The 21,895-nt window shown below is 61.5% G+C and carries 20 protein-coding genes; 7 read left to right on the forward strand and 13 right to left on the reverse strand.

The genetic code is table 11. The annotated features are described in order from the left end of the window. Positions 1-201 precede the first annotated feature (201 nt). From ETC27_RS01335 to ETC27_RS01370, 8 genes are all read right to left on the reverse strand, one after another. Entirely contained in the window at positions 202-1,503 is a 1,302-nt protein-coding gene (locus ETC27_RS01335; RefSeq protein WP_136253187.1) for a TRAP transporter large permease, read from the reverse strand. Further along, positions 1,503-2,120 (reverse strand): TRAP transporter small permease subunit, encoded by a 618-nt coding sequence (locus ETC27_RS01340; protein ID WP_136253188.1) that lies wholly within the window; start codon positions 2,118-2,120, stop codon positions 1,503-1,505. Before ETC27_RS01340 ends, ETC27_RS01335 begins: the two co-directional genes overlap by 1 nt. Before the next feature lie 98 nt (positions 2,121-2,218). After that, the gene (locus tag ETC27_RS01345) at positions 2,219-3,268 is read right to left on the reverse strand and encodes a TRAP transporter substrate-binding protein (RefSeq protein WP_136253189.1); all 1,050 of its coding nucleotides are present in this window, start codon (positions 3,266-3,268) and stop codon (positions 2,219-2,221) included. A gap of 81 nt (positions 3,269-3,349) precedes the next feature. Next, positions 3,350-4,138, reverse strand: a complete 789-nt coding sequence (locus ETC27_RS01350) for a FadR/GntR family transcriptional regulator (RefSeq protein WP_136253190.1) — start codon at positions 4,136-4,138, stop codon at positions 3,350-3,352. A 237-nt stretch (positions 4,139-4,375) separates the two neighbouring features. Continuing rightward, entirely contained in the window at positions 4,376-5,644 is a 1,269-nt protein-coding gene (gene glyA / locus ETC27_RS01355; protein ID WP_136253191.1) for a serine hydroxymethyltransferase, read from the reverse strand. 188 nt (positions 5,645-5,832) lie between these two features. Beyond that, positions 5,833-7,290, reverse strand: coding sequence for a polyphosphate:AMP phosphotransferase (locus tag ETC27_RS01360; RefSeq protein ID WP_168709004.1), 1,458 nt, complete (start codon positions 7,288-7,290; stop codon positions 5,833-5,835). A 118-nt stretch (positions 7,291-7,408) separates the two neighbouring features. Further along, on the reverse strand, positions 7,409-10,054 hold the full coding sequence (locus tag ETC27_RS01365) for an ABC transporter permease (RefSeq protein WP_240724751.1): 2,646 nt from the start codon (positions 10,052-10,054) through the stop codon (positions 7,409-7,411). Beyond that, positions 10,051-10,767 (reverse strand): ABC transporter ATP-binding protein, encoded by a 717-nt coding sequence (locus ETC27_RS01370; RefSeq protein WP_136253193.1) that lies wholly within the window; start codon positions 10,765-10,767, stop codon positions 10,051-10,053. The genes ETC27_RS01365 and ETC27_RS01370 overlap by 4 nt, the downstream gene beginning before the upstream one ends. A gap of 91 nt (positions 10,768-10,858) precedes the next feature. Here ETC27_RS01370 and ETC27_RS01375 point away from each other — a divergent pair, with 91 nt between their 5' ends. Beyond that, positions 10,859-11,536, forward strand: a complete 678-nt coding sequence (locus tag ETC27_RS01375) for an arylesterase (RefSeq protein WP_136253194.1) — start codon at positions 10,859-10,861, stop codon at positions 11,534-11,536. Between the two features lie 68 nt (positions 11,537-11,604). On the opposite strand, the gene ETC27_RS01380 is transcribed toward ETC27_RS01375, so the two are convergent. Together ETC27_RS01380 and ETC27_RS01385 are read right to left on the reverse strand one after the other, a co-directional pair. Then, entirely contained in the window at positions 11,605-12,495 is an 891-nt protein-coding gene (locus ETC27_RS01380; RefSeq protein WP_136253195.1) for a DMT family transporter, read from the reverse strand. Between the two features lie 157 nt (positions 12,496-12,652). Then, a complete protein-coding gene (locus tag ETC27_RS01385) occupies positions 12,653-12,922 on the reverse strand; it encodes an Rdx family protein (protein ID WP_136253196.1) in 270 nt (89 codons plus the stop codon). A gap of 86 nt (positions 12,923-13,008) precedes the next feature. On the opposite strand from ETC27_RS01385, the gene ETC27_RS01390 reads away from it, so the two are divergent. From ETC27_RS01390 to ETC27_RS01415, 6 genes are all read left to right on the forward strand, one after another. Further along, a complete protein-coding gene (locus ETC27_RS01390) occupies positions 13,009-14,325 on the forward strand; it encodes an MFS transporter (RefSeq protein ID WP_136253197.1) in 1,317 nt (438 codons plus the stop codon). Positions 14,326-14,432: 107 nt separating this feature from the next. Next, complete coding sequence (locus ETC27_RS01395; RefSeq protein WP_136253198.1) at positions 14,433-14,864, forward strand: PAS domain S-box protein; 432 nt, start codon at positions 14,433-14,435, stop codon at positions 14,862-14,864. Between the two features lie 132 nt (positions 14,865-14,996). Continuing rightward, the gene (locus ETC27_RS01400; protein ID WP_136253199.1) at positions 14,997-15,215 is read left to right on the forward strand and encodes a PA3496 family putative envelope integrity protein; all 219 of its coding nucleotides are present in this window, start codon (positions 14,997-14,999) and stop codon (positions 15,213-15,215) included. 182 nt (positions 15,216-15,397) lie between these two features. Further along, on the forward strand, positions 15,398-17,059 hold the full coding sequence (ettA, locus tag ETC27_RS01405) for an energy-dependent translational throttle protein EttA (RefSeq protein WP_136253200.1): 1,662 nt from the start codon (positions 15,398-15,400) through the stop codon (positions 17,057-17,059). A gap of 165 nt (positions 17,060-17,224) precedes the next feature. Continuing rightward, positions 17,225-17,461 carry a hypothetical protein gene (locus ETC27_RS01410; protein ID WP_136253201.1) on the forward strand — a complete coding sequence of 79 codons (237 nt, stop codon included), beginning with the start codon at positions 17,225-17,227 and terminating at the stop codon, positions 17,459-17,461. Continuing rightward, complete coding sequence (locus tag ETC27_RS01415; protein ID WP_136253202.1) at positions 17,449-18,552, forward strand: DUF2254 domain-containing protein; 1,104 nt, start codon at positions 17,449-17,451, stop codon at positions 18,550-18,552. Before ETC27_RS01410 ends, ETC27_RS01415 begins: the two co-directional genes overlap by 13 nt. Positions 18,553-18,578: 26 nt before the next feature. Here ETC27_RS01415 and lpxL read toward each other — a convergent pair whose 3' ends face one another. The 3 genes from lpxL to rpoS form a co-directional block, all read right to left on the reverse strand. Then, positions 18,579-19,496, reverse strand: coding sequence for an LpxL/LpxP family Kdo(2)-lipid IV(A) lauroyl/palmitoleoyl acyltransferase (lpxL, locus tag ETC27_RS01420; RefSeq protein ID WP_136253203.1), 918 nt, complete (start codon positions 19,494-19,496; stop codon positions 18,579-18,581). Between the two features lie 24 nt (positions 19,497-19,520). Next, on the reverse strand, positions 19,521-20,621 hold the full coding sequence (gene alr / locus ETC27_RS01425; protein ID WP_136253204.1) for an alanine racemase: 1,101 nt from the start codon (positions 20,619-20,621) through the stop codon (positions 19,521-19,523). A 257-nt stretch (positions 20,622-20,878) separates the two neighbouring features. Then, a complete protein-coding gene (rpoS, locus tag ETC27_RS01430) occupies positions 20,879-21,862 on the reverse strand; it encodes an RNA polymerase sigma factor RpoS (protein ID WP_136253205.1) in 984 nt (327 codons plus the stop codon). Positions 21,863-21,895: the final 33 nt, after the last annotated feature.

A 21,895-nucleotide genomic window follows, 5' to 3' on the forward strand; every position in this document is an offset into this window, starting at 1 on the left:
TATCTTCATATAACGCCATGGCGTATCGGCGGCAATGCAGCATTAGGTCGTGCTATTGCAGAGGCATTCCGATTCAAATAACGCCGTACGGTAAGCGAAGTTAAAGAAAAAGCAGCGATCCCTGCCGATCCCCTGATAACAAAACGCCCCGACCATTTGCATGATCGGGGCGCATGTGACGACAGCCTGGAGGCTATTGCATCAGACCAGCCACATGGAAAGCTCCGGGAAGAACAGCAGCAGGAACAGAACGCACAGCTGAATCGCGATGAACGGCACCAGTGATACGAAGATGTCCTTGAGGCTGACCTCGGGAGGTGCCACCCCTTTCAGGTAGAAGGCGGCCGGCCCGAAGGGTGGTGACAGGAAGGAAACCTGCATGTTGACCGCGAACAGGATACCAAACCAGATCGGGCTATAGCCCAGCTCCACCACGATGGGCACGAAGATCGGCAAGGCAAGCATGGCAACGCCAATCCAGTCGAGGAACATGCCCAGCACCAACAGAATCGCCATCATCACCAGCAGGATCACGATGGGTTCAACGTCCATGCCAAGAATCATCTGCGAGATGAAGCGGTTACCGCCCATCAGGTTATAGACCCCGACCAGCGCCGCGGCGCCGATGCCAATCCAGATGATCATGCCGCAGGTGGTCATGGTTTGGCCGAGACTGCCATGCAGGGTCTTGAAGGAAAACTCGCCACGCAGCAGGATCGCCAGCAGCACGCCAAACACCCCCATCGCCGCCGCTTCGGTCACCGAGGCCACACCTCCGTAGATCGAGCCCAGCACCATGAAGGCGATCAGCCCCGGCACGATGATGGCCTTGAGGGCCTGCCAACGATTGGAAAAGCCCTCATCACGATCGGCCTCGGTCATCGGCGGGCCCATACTCGGATTGCGCATACAGCGCACCAACACATAGGCGATATAGGAGCCCATCAGGATAACCGCGGGGGTGATGGCGGCGGTGAACAGGTCGGCAATCGAGACGCTGGCGATCAGACCATAGATGATCAACACGATCGAGGGCGGCATCATGGTGCCCAGCGCCCCGCCGGCGCAGACCACACCGATCGACAGGTGCTTGTCATAGCCCAGTCGCAGCATCTGCGGCAGTGCCAGGATGCCCAGCAACACGATCTCGCCACCGATGATTCCAGAAAGAGCAGCTAGAAAGAAGGCCACTACAATGGTCTGCACGGCAACACCGCCGGGCAGACGACCGGCAAAGACGCGCATGGCATTGAAAAGATCCTTGGCAATGCCCGATCGGTCGAGCAACGAGGCCATCAATACGAACATGGGCACCGCCACCAAGGAGTACTCGGTGACGAAGCCAAACACCCGGCTGGTGACCAGCGGCAGAGCGTTGGGTCCGAACCAACCGAAGGTAAAAACGAGCGCTACCAGGCCGGTGATGAAGGCCAGTGGCAGGCCCGTCACCAGCAGCGCAAAGATGGCGGTGACCAGTAACAGCGTTCCGTCAGCGATATCCATTACCGGCTCCCGTCAGCAGGTGTGGTCGGCTTGGCGCGCAACGACTGCACGCTATGAATCAGCGCCTGGACGCTCATGACAATCAAGGCGGCCATGATGACGCCCTTTATCAGCGCCGGAAACGGCGGGTTCCAGGAGGTACCCGAACGCTCCAGCGACCATTCACCAAAGGGGTTGTGGGAGGCGTCCCAGAACATCACGAAGGCGGCGTAGCTCATCGCCACACAGAACCCCAGCGTCACCAGATCATTAAAGCGATCCAGCCAAAGCTTCAGTCGCGGACCGGCAAAATCATAGAGCACCCGCACACGAATGTGCTGATTGCCGGCAAGCGCCGCTGGGCCGCCGAGGGCGAAACTCACGGCCACCAGCATGACCACGCTCTCGTGCACCCAGGAGGTCGGCGAACCGAAGCCATAGCGCATGATCACCTCGAATACGCTGATCCCCATGGCGATAAAGACCAGCCAGGCGGCCCCTCGGGCACACCAAGTCACGCCGCGATCGAAGACACTGCGCGTCGGATCACTGGGCTCGGGCTCCCCCCCAGTGGCGGCCACCAGCTCGTCGGCTTGCGTCACGCCGGCCGCCTCATGGCGTTGGGATTGTCGAGACATGACGTTTCCTCTCAACTGAAAAAGGACGACAGCACCGCCGGGCATGTGATGGCGATGCTGTCGATATGGGGCCGGTATCTAGCGCCAGCCCCGGCTAATCACATCAGATTATGATCCTGCAGATAGGTCACCACGGAGTCATAGTACTTCTGGGTGATCTCATTCTTCTCGGCCCAGACGGCCCACTCTTCCTTAGCGATATTGCGGAACTTGGCACGCTCTTCGGCCGGCATGTCGATGATTTCGATATCCGGGTCCTGGTTCACTTCCTTCACCGCCGCGAGATCGCGCGCCTTGAGCATGGCCACCATCTCGTAAGACATGCTGTCGACGGAGGTCTCGAGGATGGCCTTCAAGTCAGCCGGCAAGCCATCCCAGATCTCCTTGTTGAGCGAGACCGAGACCATTGGCAGCGAGTGGAAGCCCGGATAGTTCGGGTAGGGGGCGAATTCGTAGAGGCCCTGGTCATAGTTGGTGGCAAAGACCGTGTAGTCGGCCGCATCGATCACGCCCTTTTCGAGAGCCGTGTAGACCTCGGAACCCGGCAGATTGACCGGCGTAGCGCCTGCCTTCTCGAAGATGTTGTACACCATACCCTGTGGGGCACGCAGCTTGAGGCCTTCAAGGTCTTCGACACTGCGGATCGGACGCTTGGAAGGCAATGCCTCGAGGCCGGTCGCAGCCGCACCAATCAGGTGTACGCCATAAGGCTCGGCCAACTCATTGTAGATCTCCTCACCGCCGGCGTAATTCATGTAGTCCAGGAACTCGACCGGGTCACCCCAGGCCCCCACCAGATTACCCATCATGCCGAAGGCCGGGTTCTGGCCGGAAAAGTAGCTCGGGTCGGTCATGTGGCCTTGGAGGATATTGGCGCTAACCGCCTGCAGCGTTTCAGTCGCCCCCACTACCGAGTTGACCGGCAGGATTTCGATCTCGATGCGGCCATCGGACATGGTGTTGACCTTCTCGGCCCAGGCCTTCTTGAGCTCAAACTGCGGCTCGCCGGAGGTCTCCGAGGTCTGGAAGGTCCACTCGTATTCTGCCGCCTGAGCACCGAAGGCCATAGAACCGAGTACGGCCGCCGTCAGGGCCTTGAGAGCGAAGGACTTACGGGCGAAAGAAGGGGTAGACGTGACGTTGTTCATGGTGCGTTTCCTCGTCATCGATTGAGAGTGAAGTTGTTGTTGTCGGTACGCAAAGGTACCGCGAAAGGCCCGATCATATGATCATGAGGCGGGCGGCAATGCACCGGGAAGGCGCAAGTGTGGAAGCGGAGCGTCGAAGATGCTCTTGATCCCCAAATCCAGCCCAGTACGTTCGAGCACGCGCAGAGCTGCCTGTTCGGCTTCTTCGGGGCGGCGCAGACGAATGGCCTCCATCAGCAGGCGATGGCGCTCCATGCTGTCCTGCAGCTCACCGGCGCTGTGGTTGGAGGTCTCGACCAACAACGCGATCGCTGGTTTGAGCACGTGACTGATCTGCGCCCACAGCAGATTGTGGGTGGCCGAGAAAATCGCCTCGTGAAAGGCCACGTCATGATCATCATGGCTGATGCCCTGATGGCAGTGGTCAGGCGACTCCAGCGCCTTGACCATGCCCAGGTACGCTGTCTCGATCTCGTTCAGATCGGCAGCCGTGGCATGCTCCGCCGCCAGGCGGGCCACAAAGGGCTCTACCGACACGCGGAAAGCGAAAATTTCTCGACGAATGCGCGGATTCGGCTGGGCAAAGCGTGCCATCCAGTCACTGACCCGGGGGTCGAGCAGATGCCATTGCGCTAATTCCTGAACGCGACTGCCCTGCCCGGAAATGCGCTTGATCATGCCAGCGGCTACCAGTGACTGGAGAGCACTGCGCACGGTGCTGCGGCTCACGCCATAGGTGGCGCAAAGGTCGAGTTCCTTGGGCACAAAGTCGCCCGGCGCATAGACGCCACCGAAGATGGCCTCGGCCAGTTGTTCGGCGATATCCGGCCGCGAGGCACGACTGCTTGTGGTGGAGGGTGCTTGGCCCATGGCGAACCTGCCCGACGTAGTGTTTATTGATTGGCTATGTCAGACATAGCATCAACTAACAACGGACATAATGCCTTTAGACCATGGTCGGAATTTTCGACATCATCCCCGGAACCTCAGCCATAAAGTATGGCTAGCGGTCCACAGACAGGGCGAAACACAGACATAAAAAAACGCCCCGGTCATTGACCGGGGCGTTTTCATGTACCGCCCCTGATGGGGCGATCACACTAAGGTTTAGTCACGATAAACCGGGAAGTTCGCGCAAACCGTCTCGACCTTGGACTTGACGTCGGCTTCGATGGCCGCAGTGTCAGCGCCCTCGGCCAGCACGTCGAGAATGTCGCAGATCCAGCCGGCCAGATCGCCGCACTCGGTTTCGCCGAAGCCACGGGTGGTCACAGCCGGGGAGCCGATGCGCAGACCAGAGGTCACGAACGGGCTCTGCGGATCGTTCGGCACAGCGTTCTTGTTAACGGTGATGTGGGCACGGCCCAAGGCGGCATCCGCGTCCTTGCCCGTCACGCCCTGCTTGACCAGAGACAGCAGGAAGAGGTGATCTTCGGTGCCACCGGAAACGATATCGAACCCACGCTCGATGAACACGCTGGCCATGGCCTTAGCGTTCTTGACCACCTGCTGCTGGTAGGCCTTGAACTCGGGCTCCATGGCTTCCTTGAAGCAGATCGCCTTGGCGGCGATGACATGCTCCAGCGGACCACCCTGGATACCCGGGAAGACCGCGGCCTGCAGCTTCTTCTCGACCGCTTCGTCACCGGCGCTGGAGAGGATCAGGCCACCACGCGGACCGCGCAGGGTCTTGTGGGTGGTCGTGGTGACCACATGGGCGTGGGGCAGCGGGCTCGGGTAGACACCAGCGGCGACCAGACCGGCCACGTGGGCCATGTCGACCAGCAGGTAGGCACCCACTTCGTCGGCGATCTCGCGGAACTTGGCCCAGTCGATGATCTGCGAGTAAGCAGAGAAGCCGGCAATGATCATTTTCGGCTGGTGCTGGCGAGCCAGCCCGGCAACCTGGTCGTAGTCAATGCGGCCGCTTTCGTCGATGCCGTACTGCACTGCGTTGTAGTGCTTGCCGGAGAAGTTCGGCTTGGCGCCGTGAGTCAGGTGGCCGCCAGCGTCGAGGCTCATGCCCAGCACGGTGTCGCCCGGCTTGACCAGCGCCTGGAAAACAGCGCCATTGGCCTGGGAACCGGAGTGCGGCTGAACGTTGGCATAGCTCGCCCCGAATAGCTCCTTGGCGTAATCGATGGCCAGCTGCTCGACGACATCGACGTACTCACAGCCACCATAGTAACGCTTGCCCGGATAGCCTTCCGCGTACTTGTTGGTCAGCTGTGAGCCCTGCGCTTCCATCACACGCGGGCTGGCGTAGTTTTCAGAAGCGATCAGCTCGATATGGGCTTCCTGGCGAGCAGTTTCTTTCTGCATCGCCTCAAGCAGGGCATCATCGAATCCGGCAATCTGCATGTCACGGCTGAACATCGTTGTTGATCCTCGAGCTAGGGTGGGAGTGAAACGATCTGGGCATAATAGCGCAGCCAAGGGCGGCTTTCACATGAAAGCCGGTCATCCCGTGCTCGATAATTTCTCACCTTGGCTTTAGTCACACTAAAGCCAAGGCCTATCCATCGCCGTGACCGGGATCGTCATTCGATTCGCGGTCCCCGCGATCAGGGCTCGCTTGCCAGGCGATGCTCCAGCAGCGCGTTGAGGCGCTCGATCACCTCGAGACGGGCCTTTCGCTTATCATCGCAGGCGATCAGCGACCAGGGCGCATGTGGCCGGTGCGTCTGGGCAAACATGTCATCGATGGCCTTTTCATAGTCATCCCAACGGGCACGATTGCGCCAGTCCTCTTCGGTCAGCTTGTGCTGCTTGTGGGGCGTATTGGCACGCGCCTGGAACCGCTTGAGCTGTTCATCCTTGCTGATCGACAGAAAGAACTTGCCGAGCACGGCGCCGTGTTCCAGCAGACGCTGCTCGACATGGCGAATCTCGCCGTAGGCGCGACGCCATTGCGCTGGCGCCGCAAGGCCTTCCACCCGCTCGACCAGTACCCTCCCATACCAGGAGCGATCGAAGATCGCAAAGCGCCCATCCATCGGCAGACGCCGCCAGAAACGCCACATCCATGGGTGAGAAAGTTCCTCATCGCTTGGCGCAGCGATGCTGTGCACCCGATAGCGCCTCGCATCCAGTGCCGAGGTGACCCGGTGGATGCTGCCCCCCTTGCCCGCGGCATCATGGCCCTCGAAGACCAGCACCACCGGAATCCCGCGCCTTGCCGCTTCGCGACTATTGCGCGACAGCCTGGCCTGTTGCTCGACCAGCCGCCGTTTGTACTCGGCCTTGTCAGGCCTGTCGGTGGCATCTCTCTCGGGATGAGAGGCACGAACCGACGGCGCATCCCCGGCGTCCGGTGCCAGCTTACAGCTCGCCCGTGGCGCCTCGGGGTCGACCGACGGCTGAGTCGCGGTGTCGAGCAATTGCGTGGCCAGCTGATGGATCAGGTCTTGCGGATCATCTCCGGTGATGCAATGCCAAGGAGCATCGTCCGTGCCGGTTGCCTGGCGAAGCGGCTTGCCCAGCGCCGCTATCAGCGGATGCTGAAGATGGCGCTGCCAGTCGCTGGGCTCGAGCTGCCAGGCGCGATTCGGATCCTTCTGCATGGCGGCCAGGCGCTGGCCCTGGGTCTGGCGGTCGATATCCAGCCAGATTTTGACCAGGGCCACATTTTCGGCGGCGAGCTCGGCCTCGAAGTCACGGATCATCGCCAGGCGATCATCGAAGGCGCCCGCGCCGATGCGGCGCTCGGCGCGGGCGAAGAGCGCATCGCCATACCAGCCATGGACGAAGACACCAATGGTGCCGCGAGCCGGAATGCGCCGCCAGTAACGCCACAATAGTGGCCGCTTGGCCTCCTCGCTGCTGTACTCCAGCGCATGGACCTCGGTGCGGCGATTCTCCAGCCAGTGATTAAGCATGTTAAGCAAGGGATGCATATAACTTGCCGTCTGACCACTGATCAGCAGTACCACTGCCCGATTCTCGCTCTTTGCCATCTCAAGCTGAGCTGCCAGTAACTGATAGCGCAGGTGCTCGCTTTTCATGCCGTTTTCTTCATCCATTTTCCCTCTTGCCGTCTGGCTAACTATCCTTTGCACGCCTTGTCCTGTTTCCCTTGGCTGCCCTTTTGTTCCAACCTGCGATGCTGATAGTAAGAGGTGACCATCAAGGCGTCCTGTTTCAGGCCTCGCCGAGCAGGCCGAGACTTGCCATCGGCGTCTGTCGGCGCAGGTCACGAGACAGGCCATGGCCGATCAACCCGACCAGCAAGGCACCGCCCAGCGGCAGCCCTAGCCACAACCAGGGGTGAAGACGTGGGGCGAGATCCAGCCAACCGGCATAGATACCCGCAGCGGCAAGCTCGGCCAACAGCGCGCCCATCAGCCCGCTCGCCAGTCCCAGAATGGCAAACTCTGCGCCCTGCACGCGCGAGATCAACCGGTCGCCGGCGCCGAACACCCGTAACAACCCGCTCTCATGGGCGCGCAGTGGGCGACTGGCGATCAGCGCCGCATAGAGCACGCTGATGCCGGCCAACAGCACGAAGCCAAGTACCAGCTCCACGGAGCGAGTGACCTGGGTCAGAAGGTCGCGCACCTGCCCAAGAATCGCCTCGACATTGAGCAGCGACACTGCCGGAAAGTTCTCGACGATCTGGCCGGGCAGCGGGCTCTGGTCATCCCCCAGATGGAAGGCAGTGATATAGGTATGGCCGAAACGCTCAAGCACTCCTGGGGGGAAAATCACGTAGAAGTTAGGCCGAAAGCTGTCCCAGTCCAGATCGCGCAGGCTAGTAATTCGCCCCGTCACGGTGGCGGCGCCGATGGTGAAACTCATGGTATCGCCAAGCGACAGACCGAGGCGACCGGCCAGCTCATCCTCGAGCGAGATCGGTACCGTGTCGCTTGCCGACTCGCTTTTCGATACCGACGACTCGACACCCGATGCAGAGGCACTCGATGATGCAACACCCGACTCAGCGGCGCCCTGCTCGAACCACTCCCCCGCCACGAGCCGGTTGCCCTCTGGCAGGCTGTCGCGCCAGGTCAGGTTGAGCTCACGCCGCAAGGCGTTGTCGCCCCGGCCGCTCTCGGGCACGGCTTCCTGAGGGGGCTGGCCATTGAGCGCGGTAATACGACCCCGCACCATGGGGTAGAGTGAAGAGCGTTCATCGACCGCGCCGGCCAGGGTCTCGACAAAGGCATCACGCTCCTGGGGCTGAATATTGATGGCGAAGTAGTTGGGGGTATCTTCGGGCAACTGGTCCTGCCAGGCGGTGAGCAGATCGCCGCGTACCAGGGCGATCATCGCCATCGCCGCAAAGGTGATGGAAAACGCCAGCAGTTGCCCGAGACTCGCCTGGCGGCGACGACCCAGCTGGCGAGCCCCGAGCCGCAAGGCGCGTGTCGGCGAGGCGGAATGCGACCCTTGAGGAAGCAGCGCGGCCAGACGCAGCACAGCACTCAGCATCACTGAACCGACGCCGCCCAGAATCACCAGCATCACCAGGCCACCAGCGAGCAACGCGGCGGACAAGCCCAGATCACCCGAGTAAAGCCACATCAGGCCGCCAAACACCAGGCTTGCCATGGCGACCACCAGCCAGGCCGAAGCCGGCAGCGGGTCGAGTTCGCGGCGCAGCACCTTAAGAGCGCTGACACGCTTGAGACGCAATAGCGTGGGACCGGCGAAGCCGACGAGTACCGCCAGCGCCGTCAGTACCCCTAGCGCCAAGGGAAGCGGTCCCGGCGGCGGCAACTCGAGCGGCAGAAACGCGGTGAGCAGGGCCAAGAGTCCGGCCTGACCGGCAAGCCCCAGCAGCGCCCCGCACACGGAAGCGGCCAGCGCCAGCCAGCCCAGTTGCAGGGCGAATAGCTGAGTGAGTTGTCGCTGTGAGGCGCCAAAGCAGCGCAGCAGTGCGGCGGTATCCAGGTGGCGATCCACATAGCGCCGGGTCGCCATCGCCACCGCGACACCGGCCAGCAACACGGCAGCGAGGCCGGCCAGTGCCAGGTACTTCTCGGCACGCTCGAGCGCGCTACCCAGTCCAGGCCTATCCACCCGCACATCGCGCACCTCGACCCCTTCACGCTTGAGGGTCTCGAGGCGCGCATCGAGGCTCGACACCGCTTCCGGCGGCCCCGCCGCGAGGATCTCGTACTCGACCCGTGAGCCCGGCTGCACCAGGCCGGTGGCGGATAGGTCGTCCACGTGCATCATCAGCCGCGGATTAAAGCTCGAGAAGCCGCCGGATTGATCGGCCTCACGCTCGATGATGCCGCTCACGGTCAGGGTGGCGCGCCCGACCTGCACGTCGTCACCCAGCTCCAGCTCAATCAGCGATTCGAGCCTGGGGTCAACCCAGGCCTCACCCGGCGCCGGCCCGCGGGCCAGCGGCTCGACGCCGTTGCCCACATCGACCTGTGAGGCGCCATATAGCGGGTAGGCGCTATCGACCACCTTCAGGCTGGCCGGCTGGAAACGCTCGCCACGACTGATCATCGAGACCAGATCGACCTGATCCGAGAGGGTCATGCCGGCTTCGCGCAGGGTGCTCTTCAACTCATTGGAAAAGGGTTCACCCTGTTCGAGCACCAGATCACCGCCCAGCATCTGCCCGGCCTGACGCGTCAGACCACGCTCAAGACGATCGAGAAAGAAGCCGATCATCGTCGAGGCCGCCACTGCCAGCGCCAGCGCCACGAACAGGGCGCGCACGTCGGCGGCCCGCAGGTCACGTTTGAGACCACGGGCCGCGAGGCCCAGCCAGTGCAGGCCATTGTGCTTCTGGCGGGGTTCACGTCTTGAGTCTCCGCTTGCCATCATGCGCTCACCTCCTCGTGGCCCATGTCCACCAGCTGGCCGTCGGTGAGCCGCAGGCAGCGATCGCAGCGCCGCGCCACGGCATGGTCGTGGGTCACCAGAATCAAGGTGGTGCCGGCCTCGCGATTGAGGGCGAACAAGCGGCCGATAATGCGCTCACCGGTGGCGGGATCCAGATTGCCAGTCGGTTCGTCGGCGAACACCAGCTCGGCACCGGTCACGAAGGCGCGGGCAAGCGCCACACGCTGCTGCTCGCCGCCGGACAGTTGCTTGGGCAAGTGGTCGAGACGCTCGCCGAGGCCGACCCGGCTCAGCCAGTCGCGGGCACGGGCATCATTGTCGGAAGCAGGCGCCAGCTCCAGCGGCAAGAGCACATTCTCAAGCGCGGTAAGCGTGGGCAGTAACTGGAAGTTCTGGAATACGAAGCCCACCCGCCCCGAGCGCAACTGGGCGCGTCCATCCTCATCGAGGGCGGCAAGCGAGGCGCCAAACAGGTTGAGCTCTCCGCTGCTCGGCGCATCAAGCCCGGCCAGCAATCCAAGCAGCGTCGACTTGCCGGCACCGCTCTCGCCGAGTATCGCCACCGTTTCTCCAGGGAACACCGTAAGCGAAAGATCACTCAGAATGGTCAACGACCGATCGCCACTTCTGACCTGCTTGCAAAGCCGGCTTGCCTGTAGGATGGGGGGAAGATCATGATTCGAGGAGATGGACATGGTGACGGGATTCCCTGTTGGCCTGAAGATGTCGAGGTGGGTTGCCAAGCGCTCCGCCTGGCTCGGCCGCTGTGACGCATGGCGCCAGCGTATGTCAGTTCCACTTCCGCGCCTGCCAAGGTGCGGCCTTGGCAGGCGCCTGGGTGTCGGTGTTGGCATTGGCCTTGCCACGCTTCTCGTGACGACCGCTGCGCTAGCTGAAGATACCGAACGCCTTACGCTTCTGATGATGGGCGATAGCCTGAGCGCCGCCTATGGCCTCGAGCAGCCGGAGGACGGCTGGGTCAACCTGCTGCAGGAACGGCTCGAGGGCGAAGCACGCGTGGTAAACGCAAGCATCAGCGGTGAGACCTCCGCGGGTGGCGCGACACGACTGCCTGAGCTGTTACGACAGCATTCCCCCGATATCGTGCTATTGGAACTGGGGGCCAACGATGGCCTGCGCGGCCTGGCGCCCAGCCAGATGCGCCAAAACCTTGAATCGATGATCAAGCAAAGCCAGGCCAGCGGCGCCCGCGTGGTGATGCTGGGCATCGACATTCCGCCCAACTATGGCGACGCCTATCGGACGGCTTTCACCAACGTCTACGACAGCCTGGCTAAACGCTACGACCTGCCGCTGGTGCCCTTCCTGCTGGAGGGCGTTGCCCTCGACAAGACCCTGATGCAGGACGACGGCCTCCATCCTACGGCGAAGGCTCAACCCATGATCCTTGAAAACGTCTGGCCGACCCTTGAACCGCTGATCGAGCAGGCAACGGCCCGCTAGGGCGGTAACGGCCATAAGGAAGCAAGCGAGCAGGCCAAGGCGACTCAAGCTGAAGCTGCCATGGCCGATCATGGCTGAGGCGATGGCTCGACGGTCTTCTGCCATTGCTGAAGGCCGAGCCCGCCAAGGATCAATACCAGGCCAGCCAGGGTCGAGATGAGAATCGGCTCGCCGACCACCAGGTGCAGCAGCAACAGGGAAATCGGTGGCGACAGGAAAATCAGGTTGGCCACCTTGGCCGTGCGCGAGATGCCGCGCACGGCCAGCTGCCAAAGTACGAAGGCGATACCCATTTCGAAGAGCCCCACATAGACACCCGCGCCTACGCCTTTCCAGCCGTACCACTCGAAGCCCGGCCCTGCCGCGATCAGCAGGGTGAACACCGGCAGACCAACGCTGAAGTTTTGCCATTGTGCGACAAGCGGGGGGCGACTATCGCGCGCATTGAGCAGCCAATAGAGCGCCCAGAGCAGGGTCGAGGCCAGCGCCAGGCCCACGCCCAGCGGATCGGCAAAGGCCACGTCCAGCACCGCGCCACGGGTGGCGATGGTCCAGACACCGGCGTAGGCGATCAGTCCGGCAAGAATATCGACGCGGGTCAATCGCTGGCCAAGGATCGGCACGGCAAGAAAGGCCATGGCCAGCGCCCAGGTATAATTCAGCGCCATCGCCTCCTGCCCCGGCAGGCGATCATAGGCGGCGAATAACACCAGGTAATAGGCCACCGGGTTCATCAGCCCGGCCCAGAGAGCGGTCCGCCAGCCCTTGCCAAGCGCCTGACGCAGCAGGCCCTCTCGCCATACCAGAATCCCCATCAGCATCCAGGAGACAAGCGCGGCGATCCACATCAGCTCCAGCGGTGACATTTCGCCGAGTGCGACCTTGAAGGCCGTGGCCACCGTAGACCATAAGCCCACCGCTCCCAGCCCGCACAGCATGGCGTGACGATCCTGTGTCATGCACTCTCCCTTGGTGTGATGTGCCCCTTGGGGCAGCTTGACCGTGAGGCACGGCCACGCATTGTTGCAATACCCTCAGCTGACGCGCTGCAGTGAGGCAGGCGAAACGATCCATGATGCCATGATCGTGCCGGATGATGGACACCAAGGCGATGCTTCAGCGATCCAGATGGCCCAGATCCCGTGTGGGATCGAGCCGGTCACGCACCCGTTGCTTGAGTACCTTGATGTCGGGGAAGCCACCATCGCGCTTGCGCTCCCAGAGTGAATCACCATCGAAGGTGATCTCGAAATGTCCGCCGTGGCTGGGCGCCAAGGCCACTTCCTCAAGCTCCTCTCCGAAGGTCGAGAGCAATTCCTGCGCATACCAGCCGGCACGTAACAGCCAGTGGCACTGAGTACAGAAATGGATACGCACGTTTGCCATGAAGCCTTCTCTCCTTGCGGGTCATTTGCCGGCTATCATAACTGAGGCATCATGGCGGCTGGAATGCGCGCACAGGGAGCCATGCCATGCCACCCCCCCAGACCTCACAGACCGCTCTTTACGAGCGACTGACCGGTGATGATGACAGCCGGATGTGTAAGGATATTCCCGACTCCGCCTGCCAGGTACAACCGCAAAATTTCCTTCGACACCTGATGGCCTCGCTTGGCAACAAGCTGGCAGACGAGCTGTCCAGTGCCCGACTGGTGCTGCCCTGGCTAATGGGCGCGATCGGTGCACCGCTGTGGATGGTGGGGCTTCTGGTCCCAATCCGTGAGGCAGGGGCCTTGCTGCCCCAGGTCTTCGTGGCAGGCTTCATTCGACAGAAGGCGCAGCGCAAATGGACCTGGGTCGCGGGCGGCGTGATTCAGATGTTTGCCGCCCTGCTGCTGGTCATCCTGGCCCTGCTGGGTCAGGGCGGCCTGGGGGGCAGCCTGGTACTCATGGCCCTGGTGGCACTGTCGTTGGCGCGAGGCCTGTCGTCGATCGCGACCAAGGATGTCCTGGGCAAGACCATTGCCAAACAGCAGCGCGGCACCCTGATGGGGTGGAGCGGTAGCGTGGCCGGAGGTGTGACGCTGGCCGCCGGTATCATGCTGATGCTCTTCAATGACCGGCCCAGTGATCTGGCTCTGGCGGTGTTGATGGGGATCGCCGCACTGGGCTGGGGGCTGAATGCCCTCTGCGCAGCTTTGATCGAAGAGACGCCGGGAGCGGTAGAGGGCGGCGAAAATGCCTGGGACAGTGTGCGCCAAGGGTTGCACCTGCTGCGCGAAGATCCTGCCTTCATGCGCTTCAACCTGGCGCGCGCCCTACTGCTCTCCAGCGCCCTGGCGCTTCCCTATATCGCTCTGCTGGCCCAGCAGCGCACTGGCTCAAACCTGGGAGACCTTGGCCTACTGATCATCGTCTCAGGGCTCGCTGGCATGTTATCAAGCCCGGTCTGGGGTAAGCGGGCCGATGCCTCGAGCCGTCGAGTAATGCGTGATGCTGGCCTCGCCGCCGCCGTTTGCTGTGCGCTTGCCGCGCTGGCGGGAGGCCTCCCCGGTGCCTGGACGACCAGCCCCTGGCCTTATGCCCTACTCTATGGACTGCTGGTGATCGCTCACGCGGGTGTCAGGCTGGGCCGCAAAACCTACGTGGTGGATCTCGCCGATACGGATCAACGCGCCCTCTATGTGGCGCTTTCCAATACACTAACAGGGGTTCTGATGCTGCTGGTCGGTGGCCTGGTTGGCGTTCTCGCCCAGTGGTTTGGCACCGCCACCCTGCTTGGCCTGCTCGCCGCCTGCGCACTTGCCGCCGCGATGACCGCTCAGGGCCTGCCCGAAGTCGAGGAGTGAGCGCAACACATTGAAATATCGCAACCGCCTAGCCATGATAGAGCGATATACGCCGTGGGCAGGCAACGTCTACCCACGCCCATAGGGTCGCGACAGGAACGCAGCGCATGAAAAGACCGCCCATGATCAGCCCCGAGCTTCTGGAACGCATTATCGACGCCTCGGAGGACGGTATCGTCGTTGCCGAACGCGAGGGTGAGGAACACATCCTGATCTACGTCAATCAAGGCTTTGAACGCCTGACCGGTTACAGCACCGACGAGATCCTCTATCGCGACTGCCGTTTCCTGCAAAACGATGATCGCGATCAGCCCGGGCTTGCCCGTATCCGCGACGCCCTGATCGAAGACCGTCCCTGTCGAGAGATCCTGCGCAACTACAAGAAGGACGGCACGCTTTTCTACAATGAATTGTCGATCACGCCGATGTACGACGAGGAGGAAAACATTACCTACTATCTCGGCGTTCAAAAGGACGTTACCGAACGCGTCGAGGCCATCGCAGAGCTTGAGCGCGTCAAGAGCACCCCAAAAGACTGAGTTTTTTCTCCTACCTACTTGTCCTTCCCCGCCACTGGCGTTATATAGCCAGTAACGCACTCGCGTTGCCCGATGCTCGCCAGAGGCGAGCATCCGTCGCCATTTCCACATGGGGTCATGGGAGGACATCGCATGAGCCAAAAGCACCAAATCCACGACGCATCCGATGATGCAAACGACGAGATGGATGCGTTCATGGACGCCGTGAACGACAGCCAGTACGCACCAAGCCGCTCGTCCCGGGCCGAGACCCTGCAGGCACGACGCCGCCTCGAGAGCCTGCTGGAGGAACGTCGTCTCCAACGCGCCATTGAGGACGACTGGAATCTCGATGACGAGGAAGATGAGTAGGTTGCCCTGCTGACATCATGACGCGGGCCAGAGCGCCCGTGCATGCGTATGAGGCCGCCCCCGTCATAGCTCACGCCCGTTCTCTACATCGCCACGCCAATAGCCCGATCACCGTCCAGTGCTGGCCTTTCAGGGGTGCGGCCACTATCATCGTGCCGAAACCCTCAACCCAATGGATATCCATGGCGCAATACGTCTACACCATGAACCGGGTGGGCAAAATCGTCCCTCCCAAGCGTCAGATCCTCAAGGATATTTCGCTTTCCTTCTTTCCGGGCGCCAAGATCGGCGTGCTCGGCCTGAACGGCGCCGGCAAATCATCGCTGCTGCGCATCATGGCCGGGGTCGACACCGAGTTCGAAGGCGAAGCGCGCCCCATGCCGGGCATCAATGTCGGCTACCTCCCCCAGGAGCCCGAACTCGACGACGACAAGAACGTTCGCGAAACCGTCGAGGAAGCGCTGTCCGAGATCAAGGAAGCCCAGGAGCAGCTTGAGGCTGTCTATGTCGCCTATGCCGATCCGGATGCCGACTTCGACGCCCTGGCAAGTGAGCAAGCGCGGCTTGAAAATATCATCGAGGCCTCCGACGCCCATAACATCGAACGCAAGCTGGAAGTCGCTGCCGAGGCACTGCGCCTACCGGCCTGGGAGGCCCGCGTCGGCCACCTGTCCGGTGGTGAGCGTCGCCGCGTCGCGCTGTGCCGTCTGCTGCTGTCTAGCCCGGACATGCTGCTGCTCGACGAGCCCACCAACCACCTGGACGCCGAGTCCGTAGCCTGGCTGGAACGCTTCCTTCACGACTACAACGGCACGGTCGTGGCGATCACCCACGATCGCTACTTCCTGGATAACGTGGCCGGCTGGATTCTCGAACTCGACCGCGGCCAGGGCATTCCCTTCGAAGGCAACTACTCTGGCTGGCTCGAAGCCAAGGAAAAGCGTCTCGAGCAGGAGTCGAAGCAGGAGGCCTCGAAGAACAAGGCCATCAAGCAAGAGCTCGAGTGGGTGCGCAGCAACGCCAAGGGCCGCCAGGCCAAGAGCAAGGCGCGCCTCAACCGCTTCGAGGAAATGCAGTCGGGCGACTTCCAGAAGCGTAACGAAACCAACGAGATTTACATTCCGCCCGGCCCACGCCTGGGTGACAAGGTCATCGAGTTCCACAACGTGGCCAAGGCCTTCGATGGTCGCTTGCTCTATGAGGACCTGACCTTCAGCGTCCCCAAGGGCGCGATCGTTGGTATCGTCGGCGGCAACGGGGCCGGCAAGTCGACGCTGTTCAAGCTGATCACCGGCAAGGAACAGCCTGACGCCGGTGAAGTGGTGCTCGGCGAGACCGTTGATATCGCCTACGTGGAACAGCTGCGTGATGCCCTGGACGACAAGCAGACGGTGTGGGAAGCGGTGTCCGATGGCCAGGACATGCTCAACATCAACGGCTACGAAGTGTCCTCGCGGGCCTATGTGGGGCGTTTCAACTTCAAGGGCAACGACCAGCAAAAACGCCTTGCGGACCTCTCCGGTGGCGAACGCGGCCGCCTGCAGCTGGCGCAGACCCTGAAGCAGGGCGCCAATGTGCTGCTCCTCGATGAGCCCTCTAACGACCTGGACATCGAGACCCTGCGTGCCTTGGAAGATGCCCTGCTGGCCTTCCCCGGCTGTGCCATGGTGATCTCTCACGACCGCTGGTTCCTCGATCGTATTGCCACCCACATTCTCGCCTACGAGGGCGATTCGAATGTGGTGTTCTTCGAAGGCAACTACACCGAGTACGAGGCCGATCATAAGAAGCGTGTCGGTAACGACACACCGCATCGCATGAAGTACAAGCGCATCGACGCCTGAAGGCGATGGTGCTTGAGCGATGACCCGACGGGCGGTGGCGACACCGCCCGTTTTTCATGGCTACCCGATCACCCCTCTGCTTCGCCGACTCCATCGCGCGGTCGTGCTTGCATAGCGAAGCCTCAACCGTGATAAAGCAGGAAGGATCATTGCCAGGATGTGCTCATGACCAATCCGCTGACACAAATCTTCCATAGCATACTGCACTTTCGCCAGAGCATCGGCTTCCTGCCAAGTCTGCTGGCCTTGCTCTACCTTGCGCTAGGGCTACTGGCTGTGCTGCCGCTCGGAGAGCACCTACCTCTGCCAACCTTCCTTTCAGGGGTGCGCTTCACCGAAGTCGAGACGCCGCGCACGCTGCTGTCGACCTTGATCGCGGGAAAAAAAAGATGTCGGTGCTGACCCAGGCCGGCGGCAATTTTTCCCACAAACTGGTTTTCGGCCTGATTACCGAACGCCATCATCAACGGGTCCTCGGTCACTACCTGGGCACCATACTCTTCATTCTCATCTTGCTGATGGTACCGGTGGGCGGCGAAACACCGAGCACCTGGCGCTCACTGAGCACCTATCTCGGCGCGGGAATGGTCATTCACTGCCTGGCGCTGTTCGTCTATTTCATTCACAACGCCTCCCAGTCGGTGCAGATCAATGCGGTCAATCGCGGGCTTCATCAGGCGACCCGCAAATCGCTTGCGAAACTCGAAGCGCGACAGCAACGCAACGGATGGTGTCATCAGCCAACACCATCGATGGACACCCAGTGGCCACAGATCAATGCGCGTCGCAGCGGCTACATCCAGAACGCCGATATTGAGGCGCTGGGCCGACTGGCGACTAACGCTGGCGTAGTGGTGCATCTGAATTTCAGCTTCGGCGACTTCACGGTAGAAGGCTTTCCGTTGTTCACGGTCGAGGCAGACGAGGCACCAGGCGAGCACTTCAGTGAGTCAGCACTTGACCTTCTGGTATACGTGGAGGGAGAAGTGGCGGAAGACCTCTACGTCAATGGGATGACTCAGCTAATGGAGGTGGCCGTCAAGGCACTTTCACCCGGTATCAATGACCCGGGTACTGCTCGCCTCTGCGTGCATCAGTTGACTGAATTGCTATGCAGGCGACTACAGTTTCATCCCTCCAATACCCTGACCGATGACGACGGACATCGGCGGGTGAGCTGGCAGACGGAACGCTTCGATAGCCTGCTCTACCGGCTGGTCAATCCGATCCTGCACTACGGCAAGGATGACGTGAGCATTGGCTTGGCGCTGCTCAAGGCGCTGAAGACACTTTCATTGTTTGCCGAAGAAGCCGAGCTCCAAACCATCCAGCGCCATGCCGAGCGAGTGATCGACACCCTTGCACAACGCGACACCCACCCCCTGGATCGACAGTTCATCGGCGAGCGACTCGCCAGTGGGGAGCACCGCCTGACACTTCCCATTAAACTGCCGACACCGCCAGCATCGCCGGTCACGGCTGCCGACCACTAGTCATTGACGCCTCAAGCAGCTGTTGCTCAGTAAAAGCCTGCTTCGCCCTTGGGGCGCGTCTTAAAACGGCGATGCAGCCACAAGTACTGCTCGGGGTGGCGACGGATCGCCGCTTCGATCACCGCGTTGACGCGAGCGGCATCGGTCGCCTCGTCGCCACTGGGGAAGTCCTCGAGCGGCGGCAGATACTCCAGGGTGTAGGTGCGATCATCCGGGTTGCGGTGAAAAATCAGCGGTATCACCGGCGCCCCGGTCATGCGCGCGATACGCCCGGTCATGCGCACCGTGGCCGCTTCGATGCCGAAGAAAGGTGCGAAAACGCTGGCAGCGCGCCCAAAGTCCTGATCCGGCGAGTACCAGACCGCATGGCCGGCCTTGATCCGACGCACCACGCCGCGCAGGTCGTGGCGGTCGAGGATCGCGTCGAAATACGGGGCCCGGGCACGCGCCATGAAGCGGTCGAAGAGCGGGTTGTCGTGAGGACGCTGCACGGCATCAGCGCGAAAGTAGAGCGCATGCAGGGCGGCCCCCAGATCAAGGGTCGAGAAATGAACCCCCAGAATCAGCGCGCCCCGGCCCTGCGCCTGTAGCCGTGTCATATGCTCCTGGCCGCGAAAGACCACACGGTGGCGCAAGTGCTCGTGATCCCGACACCAGCCGGTAGCGGTCTCGACAAGGCCAATGCCATTGGCGATGAAGGTCTCGCGAACCAGCCGGTTCTGGGCCTTGGCATCGCGTTCGGGAAAACACAGCCGAATGTTGGTGTCGGTGATATGTCGGCGCCGCTTGGCAAAACGCCAGGCCAGCAGGCCGATCAGGCGACCGATGCCAAGCTTGAGGCGCCAGGGCAGCCAAGCGACCAGATACATCAGGCCGATCGCCAACCATGTCGGCCAGTAGCGGGGATGGGCGAAGGAGGTCGAGGTGTCGTCGTCCTTTGACATGCGGCTCTCTAATTCAGGGGCGAGTCAGCCACCATGATACCGCCTTGGGGCCCTCGGCAGCACCCCGGTGAGGAGCGTATAACTGATGGTATCGCAATAGCGGGCCACCTCGTCTATCGACAGCACCTCACCGCTGACGGCCTGCCCCCACAGCACCACCTCGCTGCCGATGCCGGCATCAGGAAGATGGGTGATGTCCACGGTCAACATGTCCATCGAGACCTTGCCGGCAAGCCCCGCCCGCTGGCCGTCCACCAGCAGTGGCGTGCCATCCACCGCGTGGCGGTCATAGCCATCGCCATAGCCACAGGCCACGACCCCGACACGCGCCGGGTACGGGGCCTTGAAACGCCCGCCATAGCCCACCGGTTCGCCTGTTGCAATCTCGCGCACGGCGATGATCGCCGAACGCAGCGTCATCACCGGCACCAAGGAGCGACTGGCATCATTGGCCCCCTCGAGCGGATCACTGCCGTAGAGCATGACACCGGGGCGATTCCAGGCGCCATGGGCCTCGGGCCAGGCCAGGGTAGCCGGCGAGTTGGCAAGACACGTCGGCGCGTCGAGCCTCGCCGACAACTCATTGAGCAGTGCCAGCTGGCGACGAAAATAGCCAGGTTCGATGGCATCGGCAGTGGCGAAATGACTCATCAGATGCAGGTCGGTCACCCGCTCGGGCACCGCCTGAAGACGCGCCCAAACATCAGCCGCCCGAGCCGGGGAAAAGCCGAGGCGATGCATGCCGGAATCGACCTTTAGCCAGACGGGAATCGGCTGATGAGGCATGAAGGCCAGCAGCGCCTCGACCTGCCATTCGCTATGCACGGCAATCCATAAACCGAGCGCATCCACTCGCGCAAGCTCCTCTGCCTCAAAGATGCCCTCGAGCAACACGATCGGCACCTCGATGCCCGCCATACGCAGGGTTTCAGCCTCTTCAATACATGCCACCGCAAAGGCTGGTGCCAGATCCTCGAGCGCCCGGGCGCATGCCACTGCACCGTGCCCATAGGCATCGGCCTTGAGCACCGCCACGGACTGGCTGTGTGGCGCCAGATCTCTTGCCAGGCAATAGTTCTGGCGCAGTGCATTGAGATTGATGTCAGCTGTCAGAGGGCGAGCCATGGAGTCTCCGGCCAGATACGAGAAAGAAAGACCTAGGATTATTAGCTATCTGGAAGGTTTTTGCATGGACAAAGAACCCGTTTTACACCCCATAAACGAGAGAAAATACTGCATTTAAATAAAATAACAGAATAACTAGCAACCAGAACCTTTCCTGCCAGGCGCCACTCCCCGGAGACGAAGAGATGGCTCGGCACTCGAACAACTGACAGACACAGAAACGCCGCGATGGGAACATCGCGGCGTCACGGGGAGGATTACTCGAAGATGGCGTCCAGCGAAAGCCCCTGTTTCTCGAGGACACGGCGCAACTTCTTTAGCGCTTCGACCTGAATCTGGCGGACCCGCTCACGGGTCAAGCCGATCTCTTCGCCAACCTCTTCGAGGGTGGCGGCTTCATGGCCGCGCAGACCAAAGCGCCTGACCACCACCTCCATCTGCTTTTCGGTTAGCTCGGCCAACCAATCGTCCACATGCTGCTTGACATCACCATCAACCAACGAAGATTCCGGGCCATGGTCGTTATCATCAGCAAGAGTCTCGATCAGCGGCTTGTCGCTTTCCCCGCCCATCGGATAGTCCACCGACGATACCCGCTCATTGAGCCCCATCATCTTCTTGACGGTGGCCACCGGCTTGTCGAGAAAGTCGGCGATTTCCTCGGCAGTCGCTTCATGATCGAGTTTCTGGGTCAGCTCACGGGCCGCCCGCAGATAGATATTGAGTTCCTTGACCACATGAATCGGCAGGCGAATGGTCCGAGTCTGGTTCATCAGTGCTCGTTCAATGGTCTGACGGATCCACCAGGTGGCGTAAGTCGAAAAACGGAACCCACGCTCCGGGTCGAACTTTTCCACAGCTCGAATGAGACCGAGATTGCCCTCCTCGATCAGATCGAGCAGCGACAAGCCCCGGTTCAGATAACGCCGAGCAATCTTGACCACCAGGCGAAGATTGGACTCGATCATCCGGGAACGCCCAGCCGGGTCGCCGGCTTGAGCGAGTCGGCCGAAGTGAACCTCCTCCTCCGGGCTCAGCAGAGGCGAGAAACCGATTTCGTTGAGATAGATCTGGGTGGCATCGAGGCTATGATGATAGGTGTTCTCTTCCCGGTTAAGAGCTTTCTCGAACGCCTTCTCATCCTTTTCAAGTACTTCATCGGCCTCTTCAGCGTCTGTCGCCTCGACGTCCTCTATCTCGACATCCTGGATATCCTGGATATCCTGTTCAAGCATGCTCATGTCGCTACCCCACTCTCTGCTTAGCCATGGCCA

Source organism: Onishia niordana (assembly GCF_004798965.1).
Taxonomy (GTDB): domain Bacteria; phylum Pseudomonadota; class Gammaproteobacteria; order Pseudomonadales; family Halomonadaceae; genus Onishia; species Onishia niordana.

Coding starts and splice junctions, on each gene's coding strand:
- ETC27_RS01415 (WP_136253202.1), top strand. CDS start 17,449: ATGTCGGTGCTGACCCAGGCCGGCGGCAATTTTTCCCACAAACTGGTT.
- ETC27_RS01390 (WP_136253197.1), top strand. CDS start 13,009: ATGCCACCCCCCCAGACCTCACAGACCGCTCTTTACGAGCGACTGACC.
- ettA (WP_136253200.1), top strand. CDS start 15,398: ATGGCGCAATACGTCTACACCATGAACCGGGTGGGCAAAATCGTCCCT.
- ETC27_RS01345 (WP_136253189.1), bottom strand. CDS start 3,268: ATGAACAACGTCACGTCTACCCCTTCTTTCGCCCGTAAGTCCTTCGCT.
- ETC27_RS01380 (WP_136253195.1), bottom strand. CDS start 12,495: ATGACACAGGATCGTCACGCCATGCTGTGCGGGCTGGGAGCGGTGGGC.
- rpoS (WP_136253205.1), bottom strand. CDS start 21,862: ATGAGCATGCTTGAACAGGATATCCAGGATATCCAGGATGTCGAGATA.
- lpxL (WP_136253203.1), bottom strand. CDS start 19,496: ATGTCAAAGGACGACGACACCTCGACCTCCTTCGCCCATCCCCGCTAC.
- alr (WP_136253204.1), bottom strand. CDS start 20,621: ATGGCTCGCCCTCTGACAGCTGACATCAATCTCAATGCACTGCGCCAG.
- ETC27_RS01395 (WP_136253198.1), top strand. CDS start 14,433: ATGAAAAGACCGCCCATGATCAGCCCCGAGCTTCTGGAACGCATTATC.
- ETC27_RS01360 (WP_168709004.1), bottom strand. CDS start 7,290: ATGGATGAAGAAAACGGCATGAAAAGCGAGCACCTGCGCTATCAGTTA.
- ETC27_RS01410 (WP_136253201.1), top strand. CDS start 17,225: ATGACCAATCCGCTGACACAAATCTTCCATAGCATACTGCACTTTCGC.
- glyA (WP_136253191.1), bottom strand. CDS start 5,644: ATGTTCAGCCGTGACATGCAGATTGCCGGATTCGATGATGCCCTGCTT.
- ETC27_RS01400 (WP_136253199.1), top strand. CDS start 14,997: ATGAGCCAAAAGCACCAAATCCACGACGCATCCGATGATGCAAACGAC.
- ETC27_RS01370 (WP_136253193.1), bottom strand. CDS start 10,767: ATGTCCATCTCCTCGAATCATGATCTTCCCCCCATCCTACAGGCAAGC.
- ETC27_RS01375 (WP_136253194.1), top strand. CDS start 10,859: ATGTCAGTTCCACTTCCGCGCCTGCCAAGGTGCGGCCTTGGCAGGCGC.
- ETC27_RS01365 (WP_240724751.1), bottom strand. CDS start 10,054: ATGATGGCAAGCGGAGACTCAAGACGTGAACCCCGCCAGAAGCACAAT.
- ETC27_RS01340 (WP_136253188.1), bottom strand. CDS start 2,120: ATGTCTCGACAATCCCAACGCCATGAGGCGGCCGGCGTGACGCAAGCC.
- ETC27_RS01335 (WP_136253187.1), bottom strand. CDS start 1,503: ATGGATATCGCTGACGGAACGCTGTTACTGGTCACCGCCATCTTTGCG.
- ETC27_RS01385 (WP_136253196.1), bottom strand. CDS start 12,922: ATGGCAAACGTGCGTATCCATTTCTGTACTCAGTGCCACTGGCTGTTA.
- ETC27_RS01350 (WP_136253190.1), bottom strand. CDS start 4,138: ATGGGCCAAGCACCCTCCACCACAAGCAGTCGTGCCTCGCGGCCGGAT.